Source organism: Arthrobacter sp. B2060, from assembly GCF_059090445.1.
The window spans coordinates 23,139-35,582 of sequence record NZ_JBNHFR010000016.1 but is presented as its reverse complement, the minus strand read 5'-3'; the positions used below and the strand labels follow the sequence as shown (position 1 = coordinate 35,582).

At 66.8% G+C, this 12,444-nt stretch carries 12 protein-coding genes; 3 read left to right on the top strand and 9 right to left on the bottom strand.

The window, feature by feature from the left end; translation table 11 throughout:
- Positions 1-5 precede the first annotated feature (5 nt).
- From gcl to AC5RUM_RS20740, 3 genes are all read right to left on the bottom strand, one after another.
- The gene (gene gcl / locus AC5RUM_RS20750; RefSeq protein WP_494036715.1) at positions 6-1,784 is read right to left on the bottom strand and encodes a glyoxylate carboligase; all 1,779 of its coding nucleotides are present in this window, start codon (positions 1,782-1,784) and stop codon (positions 6-8) included.
- Positions 1,785-1,893: 109 nt separating this feature from the next.
- Positions 1,894-2,772, bottom strand: coding sequence for a 2-hydroxy-3-oxopropionate reductase (locus AC5RUM_RS20745; protein WP_494036714.1), 879 nt, complete (start codon positions 2,770-2,772; stop codon positions 1,894-1,896).
- A gap of 53 nt (positions 2,773-2,825) precedes the next feature.
- Entirely contained in the window at positions 2,826-3,626 is an 801-nt protein-coding gene (locus AC5RUM_RS20740; protein WP_494036713.1) for a hydroxypyruvate isomerase family protein, read from the bottom strand.
- 405 nt (positions 3,627-4,031) lie between these two features.
- On the opposite strand from AC5RUM_RS20740, the gene AC5RUM_RS20735 reads away from it, so the two are divergent.
- Complete coding sequence (locus AC5RUM_RS20735) at positions 4,032-4,238, top strand: hypothetical protein (RefSeq protein WP_494036712.1); 207 nt, start codon at positions 4,032-4,034, stop codon at positions 4,236-4,238.
- A gap of 73 nt (positions 4,239-4,311) precedes the next feature.
- Here the strand turns inward: AC5RUM_RS20735 and AC5RUM_RS20730 are convergent, their stop codons facing one another.
- The 4 genes from AC5RUM_RS20730 to AC5RUM_RS20715 all read right to left on the bottom strand — a co-directional run bounded on the left by AC5RUM_RS20730 (position 4,312) and on the right by AC5RUM_RS20715 (position 8,022).
- Positions 4,312-5,589 (bottom strand): phosphotransferase family protein, encoded by a 1,278-nt coding sequence (locus AC5RUM_RS20730; RefSeq protein ID WP_494036711.1) that lies wholly within the window; start codon positions 5,587-5,589, stop codon positions 4,312-4,314.
- 137 nt (positions 5,590-5,726) lie between these two features.
- Positions 5,727-6,692 carry an SRPBCC family protein gene (locus tag AC5RUM_RS20725; protein WP_494036710.1) on the bottom strand — a complete coding sequence of 322 codons (966 nt, stop codon included), beginning with the start codon at positions 6,690-6,692 and terminating at the stop codon, positions 5,727-5,729.
- A 301-nt stretch (positions 6,693-6,993) separates the two neighbouring features.
- Positions 6,994-7,596 (bottom strand): AAA family ATPase, encoded by a 603-nt coding sequence (locus tag AC5RUM_RS20720; RefSeq protein ID WP_494036709.1) that lies wholly within the window; start codon positions 7,594-7,596, stop codon positions 6,994-6,996.
- Positions 7,597-7,767: 171 nt separating this feature from the next.
- On the bottom strand, positions 7,768-8,022 hold the full coding sequence (locus AC5RUM_RS20715; RefSeq protein ID WP_494036708.1) for a hypothetical protein: 255 nt from the start codon (positions 8,020-8,022) through the stop codon (positions 7,768-7,770).
- Between the two features lie 427 nt (positions 8,023-8,449).
- Here AC5RUM_RS20715 and AC5RUM_RS20710 point away from each other — a divergent pair, with 427 nt between their 5' ends.
- Positions 8,450-9,901: a cation:dicarboxylate symporter family transporter gene (locus AC5RUM_RS20710; protein ID WP_494036707.1), complete on the top strand. Its 1,452-nt coding sequence runs from the start codon at positions 8,450-8,452 to the stop codon at positions 9,899-9,901.
- 17 nt (positions 9,902-9,918) lie between these two features.
- On the opposite strand, the gene AC5RUM_RS20705 is transcribed toward AC5RUM_RS20710, so the two are convergent.
- Positions 9,919-10,359 (bottom strand): VOC family protein, encoded by a 441-nt coding sequence (locus tag AC5RUM_RS20705; protein ID WP_494036706.1) that lies wholly within the window; start codon positions 10,357-10,359, stop codon positions 9,919-9,921.
- Positions 10,360-10,577: 218 nt separating this feature from the next.
- Here AC5RUM_RS20705 and AC5RUM_RS20700 point away from each other — a divergent pair, with 218 nt between their 5' ends.
- A complete protein-coding gene (locus AC5RUM_RS20700; protein WP_494036705.1) occupies positions 10,578-11,498 on the top strand; it encodes a 2-hydroxyacid dehydrogenase in 921 nt (306 codons plus the stop codon).
- Positions 11,499-11,508: 10 nt separating this feature from the next.
- Here AC5RUM_RS20700 and AC5RUM_RS20695 read toward each other — a convergent pair whose 3' ends face one another.
- Entirely contained in the window at positions 11,509-12,348 is an 840-nt protein-coding gene (locus AC5RUM_RS20695; RefSeq protein WP_494036704.1) for a PhzF family phenazine biosynthesis protein, read from the bottom strand.
- Positions 12,349-12,444: the final 96 nt, after the last annotated feature.

Here is a 12,444-nt window from a genome sequence, read left to right as displayed (position 1 = left end):
GCGGCTTAGGGCTGCAGGGCGAGGATTGCGGTGGGGGCGTCTTCGCTGGTCTCGGCCAGTTCCTCGAATTCGTTCACGGCGTTGATTTCGGTGCCCATGGAGATGTTCGTGATCTTCTCCAGGATCACTTCAACCACCACGGGAACCTGGAACTCGGCGGCCAGGGCCTTGGCCTTGTCGAAAGCAGCGCCCATGTCGTTGGGGTCCTCGACGCGGATGGCCTTGCAGCCCAGGCCTTCGGCCACCTTGATGTGGTCCACGCCGTAGCCATTTGTTTCCGGGCTGTTGATGTTCTCGAAAGCCAGGGACACGTTCTGTTCCATCTTGAACCCGCGCTGCGACTGGCGGATCAGGCCCAGGTAGGAGTTGTTCACCACCACGTGGATGTACGGCAGGTTGAACTGCGCGCCCACGGCCAGCTCCTCGATCATGAACTGGAAGTCGTAGTCGCCGGACAGGGCAACCACGGTCTCCTCCGGCTTGCCGCGCACCACGCCCAGCGCTGCCGGAGCGGTCCAGCCCAGGGGACCGGCCTGGCCGGCGTTGATCCACTTGCGCGGGCCGAAGACGTGCAGCATCTGGGCGCCGGCGATCTGGGACAGTCCGATGGTGGACACGTAGGTGGTGTCCCTGCCGAAGGACTTGTTCATCTCCTCGTACACCCGCTGGGGCTTGATGGGGATGTTGTCGAAGTGGGTCTTGCGGTGCAGGGTCGCCTTGCGTCCGGAGCACTCGGCAACCCAGGCGGAGTAGTCCGGCAGGGTGTTCGCGGTGCGGCGTTCACGGGCCAGTTCCAGCAGGCCGTCCAGCGCCGCGCCGGCGTCGGAAGCGATGCCGAAGTCCGGGGAGAACACGCGGCCGATCTGGGTGGGCTCGATGTCGATGTGCACGAACCTCCGGCCCGCGGTGTAGGTGTCCAGGCCGCCGGTGTGGCGGTTGGCCCAGCGGTTGCCGATGCCGATCACGAAGTCGCTCTGCAGGTAGTTCTCGTTGCCGTAGCGGTGCGAGGTCTGCAGGCCCACCATGCCGGCCATCAGCGGGTGGTCGTCCGCGATGGCGCCCCAGCCCATCAGGGTGGGGATGACGGGAACGTTCAGCAGCTCGGCCAGCTCCACCAGCTGCGCGGAAGCGCCGGCATTGATGATGCCGCCGCCGGCCACGATCAGCGGGTGCTTGGCCGAGGTCAGCATGTCCAGGGCCTTTTCCAGCTGCTTGCGGCTGGCCTTGGGCTTCTCGACGGGCAGCGGTTCGTAGGTGTCGATGTCGAATTCGATCTCGGCCATCTGCACGTCGATGGGCAGGTCCAGCAGCACGGGGCCGGGGCGGCCGGAGCGCATCAGCTGGAACGCCTTCTGGAAGGCGCCCGGAACCTGGCCCGGCTCCAGGATGGTCATGGCCATCTTGGTGACGGGCTTGGCGATGGACTCGATGTCCACGGCCTGGAAGTCTTCCTTGTGCAGCTTGGCCACGGGGGCCTGGCCGGTGATGCAGAGCATCGGGATGGAATCGGCCCACGCGGCGTACAGGCCGGTGATCATGTCGGTGCCGGCCGGGCCGGAGGTGCCGACGCAGATGCCGATGTTGCCGTCCGCGGCGCGGCTGTAGCCGTCCGCCATGTGGCTGGCGCCTTCAACGTGGCGGGCCAGAGTGTGGCGGATGCCGCCGTGGGCCCGCATGGCGGAGTAGAAGGGGTTGATTGCCGCGCCTGGCAGGCCGAACGCCTCCGTGGCGCCCTCCTTTTCCAGGATGGCGACGGCTGCGTCAACTGTGCGCATCTTCGTCATGGTGTGCTCCTTGAAAGTCTGTTTTTGGGTGTGCTGAGGGAGCCGCCGTCGTAAATTACGACGGCGGTACTCCGGTTTTGCTTGTTAGCCGGCTATTGCCGGAGGTGCTTTACTCGCGGCCGCTGAGCTGCAGGACCTGCTTGAAGAGTCCCGAGTGGTCCAGGCCGCCGTCGCCCTGGTTGACGGTGGCGGCGACGAGCTGGGCGACGACGGCGCCGAGCGGGATGGAGACGTTGGCTTCGCGGGCGGCGGAGGTGACGATGCCCAGGTCCTTGTGGTGCAGGGCCAGGCGGAAGCCGGGGTCGAAGTTGCGGTCGAGCATCTTCTGGCCCTTCTGGTCGAGGACCTTGGAGCCGGCAAGCCCGCCGCCGAGGACCTTGAGGGCTGCGTCGGTGTCCACGCCGTAGGCCTCGAGGAAGGCGATGGCTTCGCCGAGGACCTCGATGTTGACCGCGACGATCAGCTGGTTTGCAGCCTTGACGGTCTGGCCGGAGCCGGAGGGGCCGACGTGGACGATGGTCTTGCCGACGGCGTTCAGGACGTCCTGCGCAGCCTCGAAGTCGGCCGCGTCGCCGCCGACCATGATGGACAGGACGGCGTCGATGGCGCCCTGCTCGCCGCCGGAGACCGGGGCGTCGAGCGGGCGGATGCCCGCCTCGACTGCTTCTTCGGCCAGGCGCTTGGCCACGTCGGGGCGGATGCTGGAGGCGTCGATCCACAGCGCACCCTTCTTGGCGTTCGCGAAGACGCCCTCGGGGCCGCTGACGACGCCCTCGACATCGGGGGAGTCCGGCACCATGGTGATGACGACGTCGGCATCCTTGACGGCGTCCGCGATGCTCGTGGCGCCCTTGCCGCCCTCGGAGACGAGCTTGTCGATCTTGTCCTGGCTGCGGTTGAAGCCGGTGACCGTGTGGCCGGCCTTGACGAGGTTGATGGCCATGGGCAGGCCCATGATTCCGAGTCCGATGACTGCAACGTTGCTCATTGTGTTTCCTTTACTGAAGTCTTTGTTTATTCGCGCAGGTGTGCGGGCGGGGGTTACCGGGAGGCGTGCTCGCGGATTGCCCAGGCGAAAGCCGTCTCCTGCGGTTCCTTGTATTCGAGTCCGATGTAGCCCTGGTAGCCGAGTGCGCGGCTGCGGGCGATCCACTCGCCGAGGGGAAGCTCGCCGGTTCCGGGAGCCCCGCGGCCGGGGTTGTCGGCGATCTGGATGTGGCCGAAGCTCTTGGCGTGGTTCTCGATGACGGATTCGACGTCGTCCCCGTTGACCGCCAGGTGGTAGAAGTCGGCGAGGAGCTTGATGTTGTCCACGCCGGATTCCGCCTTGACGCGGGCGATCACCTTGAGCGCGTCTTCGGCCGTGAGGAGCGGGTAACGGGGTGCGCCGCTGACCGGCTCGAGGAGGACGGTGCCGCCGATGTGCGCGACGCCCTTGGCTGCGGCGGCCAGGTTCTCGGCGCCGATGGCGTCCTGCTTCTCGGCGGATTCGCCGTCGACGCGGTTGCCGTAGAGGGCGTTGAAGGCCTTGCAGCCGAGGCGCTCGCCGATGCCGGCGACGACGTCGATGTTGTCCTGGAACTCGGTGGAGCGTGCGGGCCAGGAGACCAGGCCGCGGTCGCCGCCCGGCATGTTGCCGGCGTTGAAGTTCAGGCCCGTGAGCTGAACGCCGGCGTCCTTGATGGCGTTCTCGAACTCGGTGACCTGGGCGTCGGTGGGGACGGAGGTGTCGAAGGGCCACCAGAACTCGACGGCGTCAAAACCGGCTGCCTTCGCGGCGGCGGGGCGCTCGAGCAAGGGCAGCTCCGTCAGGAGGATGGAGCAGTTCACTGTGTACGTCATCGTAGGTCCTTCCGAGGAGGGGCTTTGATCTATCTTCCCTTGCTTCACTTTACGGTTTCCGCTTTGTGGAATTTAGATTCTGCTTTATGAAAAGTGTAGGGATAGGAGGGCGCGCGAGTCAAGGGGCGGGGATGTGGGAGCGGTGGGCAAGGCAATCTCCCCGGGCCAAAGTGGTGCAGATCTGCCGGAAGCCCAAGAAATGCGGGAACCTCCCTGTCTGTGACTGCGCCTGGCTCGTAAAATAAAGGTGGGGCCGACGGCAGAACCCCGTGAGCCGGGGTGCCTTCCCAAAAGCGCCGCCGGCCCTTATTCATGGCGGGCTATTATGGCGGGCGCCAGATTCGATCCGGTCACATTACAGTCACGGCCCTTCCGGCTGCGTCACGGGCGTGTGAGGATACCGGCATGAGCGACGAGATGATGGCGGCGGCACCCTCCGGCGGTGGCGTTCCCCGAAATCGAAGGGCCGGAATATTCCATCCCGAAGGCTCCGAGGCCACGCGGAAGTTGCGCGAGCAGGCCCGGCGGCGGCGGGAAGCAGAGGCGAAACTGCAGCTGCACCTGATGCAAACCCACAAGAAGCACACCGGATCACCCGACCCGGTGGCTTGAGGCAACACCGAATAAGCCACCGAAACAGCGGTCATTCAGGCACAGTGAGGCGCCTGGGTGGCCGCTGTTCGGTTCACGAACCAACCAGCTCCTGTGCCCTGCGAAGGTGCCAGGCCATGTCCGCCGCCCAGTCCGATGCCCGCTCGTTGAAGGGCTCCAAACAGCGCGTAAACAACCGAACTGCCGCCCACGCGTTCACGTCCCTCTGGCTGAACCGGCCACCGGCCCCGGCGTAACCCTCAGCCAGTCCGGCGGTGGTTGGGCCGCCTGCGGACGGCCCTCCGGCGAGCGGCTGGCCGGCTTCTTCTGCTGCTGCAAACGATCCCAGGTCGGCTTCGGGTGCGCCGGTGTGCGCCCGGCCGAAGTCGAGGATGCGGACGTCGGGCCCGTGGACGAGTACCTGTTCGGGGGAGAAATCGCCGTGCACCAGGACGGGCTCCCGGGATCCCGGCGACGCGGGCAGCATCCGGAGCGCGGCCTCCAGGCGCCGTGCGGGGTCCTCCAGCGCGGGGACCAGCGAGGCCACCATGGAGCGGATTTCGGCAAGCCGGTCGGAAAGAGCGGATGGCCGGGAAGGCCCGCCGCTGCCGGGATCCGCCGGCGGGGGCATGGCGTGGACCCGTGCCAGGGCTTCACCCGCGCGCCGGGCTCCGTCGCCCTCGTCGAGTCCCGCCAGATCTCCCCCGCCCCAGGCTGCGCAGGCGCTGATTCCGTGCTTGGCGCATTCAGAGGTGCCCAGCTCCGGCAGGACCGGGACCCCGTTCAGATGCAGGGTTTCGTGGAATTGCCGGTGCCCGGTATCGAGCGGCTTCGCGGAAGCCTTGACTACGAGGGGCGCCCCCGCGTTGGGAAGCAGCAGCACCAGGCAGCGCCCGGGCTTGTAGCGAAGCACGGAACTGGAGCCTGCGAGGAGGCTGGTCCCCGAGGGAAGGCGGAGGCCGAGCCGCTCCGGTCCATGCTCGCGCAGCCAGGCAAGATTCTCCTGCAGCCCCCAGTCGTCCTCGACGCTGCCCACGGCCACCATGGCGTCCGGCAGCTTCGGGTCGGGATGAAGGATGCGGACATCCCCGCCGAGTGTTCTGGATGCCTCTTCACGCCTGCGGAGCTTGCCGTTCCCTTTGGCAGCCCGTGTCAGTGCCCAGCCATAGTTGAAGCTTCCGTTCCGGGTGCGGCGGAAGGCCACCAGCAGCGACGTCCGCGGGCTGTAGCGGACCCTCGTGACGTGCACGGATTCGCCGAGCAGTTCGGACAGGCGGTGGTTGTCCAGCAGGTAGGGCAGACAGGGGAGCGCGGTGTCGCGGAGGGCAAGGGACCGGTCAGGGTGCCAGTGTCTGGACTCCGCTGCTGTCATGGGGGCTGGGCCTTCCGGGACGTTCCAATGCTTTCAGCGGAGACCGCTGAGTGACAACCATTAAGGAGCCCGGGCGACGGAAAAGCAAGGGACGACGGCGGGAGTCCCGCCGTCGTCCCTTCAGTTCGGTTGGGCTGCTAGTGCTGTCCCAGCGTCCCGCCTGCGGGCGGAACTGTGCCGGGGCCGCGATCGGCGGCCTCGTCGCGGTCGGCCGCGCTCAGCGTGTCACTGGTCGCGGTTTCGTCCGAATCGCCCTCGTCGTCAATGAGTCCATTGGTCTGGTCAAAGGGATGAGCGATGGCGTCGTCCGACAGGGCCGACCCGCCGGCAGTCGCGCCGGCCGCCCCGGTTCCCGCGGTTGCTCCCGGAATGGCCGCTGTCCCGGTGGTGCCGGCCTCGGTGGTGCCAGCCCCGGTGGTGTCAGCCGTGTTCGTGTATGTCGGCGCCACCGCTGGCGTGGCGGTGTCTCCGGCCACCGGCACCGTGGTGCCCGTATCGGACTCACCGCTGCGCGTTGCGGCGACGGCTCCGGCCGCTGCTGCTGCGGCTACCCCGACTCCGGCAGCGAGCTTGCCTGATACGCCGGCCTTGCCGCTGTCTCCGCGTGACTCCGCCGCCTGTTCGACGCCGGGTGTCCCCACGGAAGCGCCCTCGTTGACGGAGCCGCGCCAGGCGCCGCTGGCATACCGTTCGTCCTCGATGAATTCCTTGAACTTCTGGAGGTCGGACTCGGCCTGGCGTTCCACCACGTTCAGCTTGTCACCGACCTTCTCCACCAGCCCCTCGGGCTCGTAGTCGATGAAGAGCCGCACGGAGGTCTGCCCGCCGCCGACGTCTTCGAATTCGACCGATCCGGCGTTCGTGGCGCCCTCTGTGGCGGCCCAGGCAACTTTGCGGTCAGGGATCTGCTCCAGGATTTTGGCTTCCCATTTCCGTTTGACGCCGGCGATCTCGGCGACCCACTCAAGGCGGTCGTCACTGAGCTGCGTCACGCTCTTCACCCCGCCCATGAAGTGCGGAAACTCCTCGAACTGCGTCCACTGGTTGTAGGCCGTGCTTACCGGTACGTTGACCAGAATTCGTTTTTCTACCCTCGTGCTCACAGTGTCTCCTTCGTCGACTTTTGGAACAGGCCATGACGAACAAACCCTAATTCGTCAGCATGCTTACCATATCGGGTTGAGCCGCGGGATGGCCAGCGTCGGGGCGGTTCCGGCGGGCGCCCGGAACGGAGGCTGCCGGAGTGCAGGGGGTGGGTGGTGAAGTTGAGCGGGGGCCCCAGCGCGAGTCTGTTGGCTCGAGCGCGGGGGCTCCCTAGGCTCTCCGTTCTGGGGGGAAATCGGAGAGCTTGAAATCAATGTACCGCCGGAAATTGCCGATTCGGCGGTCTTGGTGAGTTCTTGATTAAACCTTGAGTCTTGCCGCGCTGATGCGGGCTTTTTCCGCTTGGGCGAGGGCGCGCCTCAGGTCCGCAAGGAGCTGGTGCTCCGGCGCGCCGGCATCGACAACTGTGAAGCCGCTGAATTCCGGAAGTGCGCGGTAGGCGTCGCGCAGTGCCGTCAGATCGGCAAGGGATTCCTCGTCCGTGCCGCGCGCCACGATTCTGTCATGGGCCTGCTGCGGGTCGATGTCGAGGTGGATGACAAGGTCGGGGGCCGGAAGTTTTCGAAGGAGCCATGGGAGGGCGCGTCCCCGCGGCAGCCCCTTGGCCTCACGGAGTGCCAGCTGGCAGTGAAGGTGCCGGTCCATCACCACCAGTCCTTGGAACCGGCTGGCCCGGAGGTGGGAGACCAGCACGTTGGCCGAGCGGATGGTCGATTCAACGGCGTCGGCCAGCCGTGGCGGAAGCCGGACCCCCAGCCGTGCGGAGAGCAGCGACATCCTGCGCCGTCCGGCGTAGTTGCTAAGAAGCAGGGCTTCCCTGCCTTCAGCCAGCGCGGCGGATGCCAGGGCGCGGGCGGCCGTCGTCTTTCCCGAGCCGTCGATTCCCGTCAGCACAATCAGCAAGTAGTCCTCCTTCCGTTTTCGTTACCAGTCCCAACGACGGGCGCCCTTTGATCGTCCCGGCGTGAGGGGACATCACTCGAGCCTATGCCGTGCTGTCCAAAAAGAAGAGGCCGAGGGCGGCGCTTCCGGTGCCGCCGTCGTCCTCCATGGTCCTGCCTCCGGGTCCATTGGCTAGCCGCGGCGGGTATAGCTGCCTTCGGTTTCGTCCAGGTGTTGGGTGTGAAGCGTGACGTAGCGGCCCTGGACCTTCTCGCCGTTTCCGGGTTGGCCGGCGGGCGTCGTTACGTACGTTCCCTCGGTGCGGGGAATTTCGTTCCGGGCGGCGGGCAGGGTCACATAGCTGCCGCCCCGGGGCGCAGTGTGGTGTGCCGAACGCGTGGTGGTCCCGGCCTTCTTATGCGCGAATCGCTCGGTCTGTGAAGTCATGGCGTTCTCCTGATGGGTCGCGGGATGGGGGGGGCCGTTCCGGTTCAGTGCCGCGTCGTTCGACGGGAGGGGTGCGCTCAAGCAGCGCATCCAGGCGGTGCCTGGTTGTGGGGCAATGTGACGTCGCGGGGCGACAGCCTGCCCGCCCTGTGGATTTTCCGTGCGCTGTGTCCCGTGCAGTGCATTCCTGTGCTGTGGATCCCGTGCGGCACTCAAAGGGCTTCGGCGGCCTGCTTTAACGCTACCTGCTTATTTTGACTGAATCGAAATAAGGTGGGCGAACTCACGGTAGGGACTTGGATCTGTTCCAATACGCGGTTAAACAATTCCGCGTTGCGGATTTAGCCTTCCGGAAACATCGGCTCTCTAGCGTTGCCGGTGACCAACAACGGCGACACGTGCCGCCCCTGACTGACAGGCATCCACGATGAACCCCTCCTCCGTAGCCGCTTCTCCGCCGGACAAGACGCCCACCGCCCCGAACACTGGGGCCGGGAATCCTGCCAGAAAGCCCTTCTACAAGCAGCTGTTCTTCCAGATCCTCGTGGCGGTGCTCCTGGGCATCCTGATCGGGCACTTCTGGCCGGACCTCGGGTCCAGCCTGCGGCCCTTGGGGGACGGTTTCATCCAGCTGATCAAGATGATCATCGCCCCGCTGATCTTCCTCGTCATCGTCACGGGCATCTCGGCCGTGGGCGACGTCAAGGCAGTGGGCCGCGTGGGCGTAAAAGCCCTGCTGTACTTTACGGGCGCCACCCTGTTTGCCCTGGTCTTCGGGCTTGTCGTGGGCAACGTGATCCAGCCGGGGGCGGGCCTGGACATCGATCCGGCGACCCTCTCGCAGGATGCGCTGGATGCCAAGACGGGCACGGCCCCGCCCAAGGATGCAGGGCAGTTCCTGCTGGGCGTCATCCCCACCAGCGTGGTGGGTGCCTTCGCGTCCAACAGCCTGCTTCAGGTGCTGTGCTTTTCGGTGTTCTTCGGGGCCGCCATCGTGGTGGTGGGCCGCGAGCGGTGCCTGCCGGTGGTGACCCTGCTGGAGACTGTGCTGGAGCTCTTCTTCAAGATCATGGGCTGGGTGATGCGCGTGGCCCCCATCGGGGCGTTCGGTGCCATGGCCTTCATTATCGGGCAGTACGGCTTGGATTCGCTGGGCACTTACGCGGTGCTGATCGCGGCCTGCTACGGCGCGGCGCTCGTTTTCATCGCGCTCCTGTTCTTCGTCGCCTGGGTCTATCCGCGCGTTCCGCTGTGGCAGTTCGTCCGGTACTCACGGGAGGAATTTCTGCTGGCACTCGGAACTGCCTCCACCGAGTCAGTGCTGCCGCGCATCATGACCAAACTGACGAACGCCGGCTGTTCCCGTGCCACAACCGGGCTGGTGGTGCCCACCGGGTATTCGTTCAACCTGGACGGCGCTGCGCTCTACCTCTCGATCTCCCTGCTCTTCCTTGCCCAGGCCTTCGGCCACAGCCTTGACCTCGGGCAGCAGCTGGCTGCCCTGGGCATCCTGATGCTGACATCCAAGGGCATGGCCGGGGTGCCGGGCTCCGCATTCCTGGCGCTCTCGGCGACGGCTGGGGCGCTGGGCATCTTCCCGGTGGCCGGCGTGGCCCTCCTGCTGGGCGCCGACCGCGTCATGGATTCCATGCGCGTCGTGGTGAACCTGCTGGGCAACTGCGTTGCCACCTTCGTGGTTGCGAAGTGGGAGGGCCAGTTCGACCGGGAGGCCATGCTGGCGGCTCTCAGCGGGGAAAGCACGACGGCGGGCGGCCCGCCGGAGTCTCCCGCCGCCGTCGGACTTCCCAGTGCTGCTGACGACGGCGGCCCGGCCGCTGCTGATGCGCCCGACGGCGTGCAGCCGGCAGGCCTCCGGTAGCTCTTCTGGAGTGGGCGCTAACCGATCCGCTCGGCCAGGGCCACGATGATTCCTTCCGGTCCGCGAACGTAGGCCATGCGCCAGACGTCCTCGTATTGACCGACGCCGCCAATCAGGCCGTAGCCGTCGGCGGCCAGCCCGTCGACGGCTGCTTGAAGGTCGTCCACCTCGAACGCCACATTGCGCAGCCCCAGTTCGGTGGACATCGCGGAGGGAGACCCGGGCTGGTGGTCGGGGTGGATGAAGCTTGACAGCTCCACGCCGGCGCCTCCGTCGGGCGCCCGCAGCATGACGATCTCGCTGCGGGAGTCGGGGATGCCGATGACGGTGTCCACGAACTCGCCCTCCATGAACATCCGGCCCTCGACCTCGAGACCCAGACTGACGAAGAACGCCATTGCCCTGTCGAGGTCAGCAACGGTGATGCCGACGTGGTCGAAGCGTCGCACATGTGACATGGGTGCAGTCTCCAGTTCTGGCGACGCCTGCGTCGACGTCGGCGTAGTGGGCGGCCGTGGCAGCCGCCCATTCCGAATGGCTTAGCGGTCCTCAGCCTACCCGCCTGGCCTGGCCGCTCCACTAGGCTGGCAAGGAGAATATCCACCCGGCAGCCACCGTTCCATGACACCCCCATGGACGCGGTTCGCCCCTGACCCGACGGAGCTGTTGGAAACCCATGACCCGGAAGATTACTGTGAGCGTGCCGGACGCGGCACTGCGTGAGTACCTGAAGCCGCATGCGGACGTCACGGTGCTGGAGTGGGACTTCGCGAGCGAGCCGCCGCAGCAGCGCATCGACATCGTGGTCCCGCCCTACCAGGGTGGGGCACAGGTGCTTCGCAGGCTTGAAGACGTGGAAACGGTCCTGGTGCAGAGCCAGTCGATCGGGTATGACGGCGTGGCGGATTCGCTCCCCGCCGGGCGGGTCTTCGCCAATGCGGCCGGCGTCCACGAGACCTCCACTGCGGAGTTGGTCCTGGCCATGCTGCTGGCGAGCCAGCGTGAGTTCCCGCGGCTCCTTCGGAACCAGCAGGAGGGCATCTGGGAGACCAAGCCAACCGCCAGCCTGGCCGACAGCAGGGTCCTGATTGTGGGCTACGGGGGCGTGGGCAAGGCGATCGAGCAGCGGCTCATTCCGTTCGAAACCAGCGTCACCAGGGTGGCCAGCCAGGCGCGGACGGATGAACGGGGAGAGGTGCACGGCATCGACGAACTGCCGGCGCTGCTGCCGGAGCACGACATTGTGGTGGTGGGGGTCCCGCTGAGCGACGCCACGCGGCACCTTATCGACGACGCCTTCCTTGAAGCCATGCCCGACGGTGCGCTGCTCGTCAACGTGGCCCGCGGGCCGGTGGCCGATACCGACGCCATTGTCCGCCACACCTCCGCCGGGCGGATACGCGCCGCCCTGGACGTCACCGACCCGGAGCCGCTGCCCCGGGACCACCCGCTGTGGTCGACGCCCGGCGTCATCATCACCCCGCACGTGGGCGGCGCCAGCGCCGCGATGCCTCCCCGGATGGGGCGGCTGCTGCAGCGGCAGATCGACCTCATGCTGGCAGGGCAGCCGCCGGCCAACGTGGTGCTGGGCGGCTAATAGCGCCGGCTCAGAGTGAAACGCTGCCGCTGATCACGGTGCGGCTGGCACCGCCAACCCAGACGTCGGAGCCGTCGCTGGTGACGGTGATCAAGCCGCCGCGTCCCAGGACAGTGCCTTGCCTGGCGGTGTAACTTCCGTCGACCACTCCGTCGGCCAGGAGCCACAGCGCCAGGCCGGCGTTGAGGCTGCCGGTTACCGGGTCTTCGGGGACGTCGAGGCCAGGGGCGAATCCGCGCACCTCGAAGTCCGCCGGGCCTCCCGGGCCGAACGCGCCGATGACGCCGACCAGTAGTTCACCCATGGCGGCGAAGTCAGGCTTGAGGTGCAGGACGCCTTCGGCGGAAGCCAGCCGGAGGCCGAGCCAGCCCGGGCCGTTGTCTACCCAGTTGCTGGCCAGCACGTCGTCCTCGCCGATCCGGAGGCTGGAGAGTGCCTGCTTCAGCACGGCCGGGTCCACGGGGCCGGATTTGCGCAGGGGCGGCGCCGCAAAGGCGAGCTCGTGCCCTTCACGCCTGATCTTCACCGGCCCGACGCCGCACTCCTGGATCAGTTCCCCTTCGGTGCGTGGCTCGCCTCCACGCTCCAGCCAGGCATGGGCCGAGCCGAGCGTGGGATGTCCGGCGAAGGGCAGCTCGGCCCGCGGGGTGAAAATCCGCACCCTGTAATCGGCGTCCGGGTGGGACGGCTGCAGCAGGAACGTGGTTTCGGAGAGGTTGGTCCAGTTCGCAAAAGTCTGCATCTGCTCGGCGGTCAGGGCGTCGGCGTCATGCACAACGGCCACCGGGTTGCCCGGCTTCGGCCCCGGGGCAAAGACGTCTACCTGCGAAAAGTTGTAGGTGTTCAACATGGCGGCCTGCTCTTTCGTTTCAAATACGTTGGCGTTCCGACCCACGCTAGGGAACGGACACACAGCCGCGCCAGAGCCAATTTCGGAAAGTGGACC

Excerpts from the sequence above, each read along its gene's own strand:
- gcl (WP_494036715.1), bottom strand. The coding sequence starts at position 1,784 with ATGACGAAGATGCGCACAGTTGACGCAGCCGTCGCCATCCTGGAAAAG.
- AC5RUM_RS20745 (WP_494036714.1), bottom strand. The coding sequence starts at position 2,772 with ATGAGCAACGTTGCAGTCATCGGACTCGGAATCATGGGCCTGCCCATG.
- AC5RUM_RS20740 (WP_494036713.1), bottom strand. The coding sequence starts at position 3,626 with ATGACGTACACAGTGAACTGCTCCATCCTCCTGACGGAGCTGCCCTTG.
- AC5RUM_RS20735 (WP_494036712.1), top strand. The coding sequence starts at position 4,032 with ATGAGCGACGAGATGATGGCGGCGGCACCCTCCGGCGGTGGCGTTCCC.
- AC5RUM_RS20730 (WP_494036711.1), bottom strand. The coding sequence starts at position 5,589 with ATGACAGCAGCGGAGTCCAGACACTGGCACCCTGACCGGTCCCTTGCC.
- AC5RUM_RS20715 (WP_494036708.1), bottom strand. The coding sequence starts at position 8,022 with ATGACTTCACAGACCGAGCGATTCGCGCATAAGAAGGCCGGGACCACC.
- AC5RUM_RS20710 (WP_494036707.1), top strand. The coding sequence starts at position 8,450 with ATGAACCCCTCCTCCGTAGCCGCTTCTCCGCCGGACAAGACGCCCACC.
- AC5RUM_RS20705 (WP_494036706.1), bottom strand. The coding sequence starts at position 10,359 with ATGTCACATGTGCGACGCTTCGACCACGTCGGCATCACCGTTGCTGAC.
- AC5RUM_RS20700 (WP_494036705.1), top strand. The coding sequence starts at position 10,578 with ATGACCCGGAAGATTACTGTGAGCGTGCCGGACGCGGCACTGCGTGAG.
- AC5RUM_RS20695 (WP_494036704.1), bottom strand. The coding sequence starts at position 12,348 with ATGTTGAACACCTACAACTTTTCGCAGGTAGACGTCTTTGCCCCGGGG.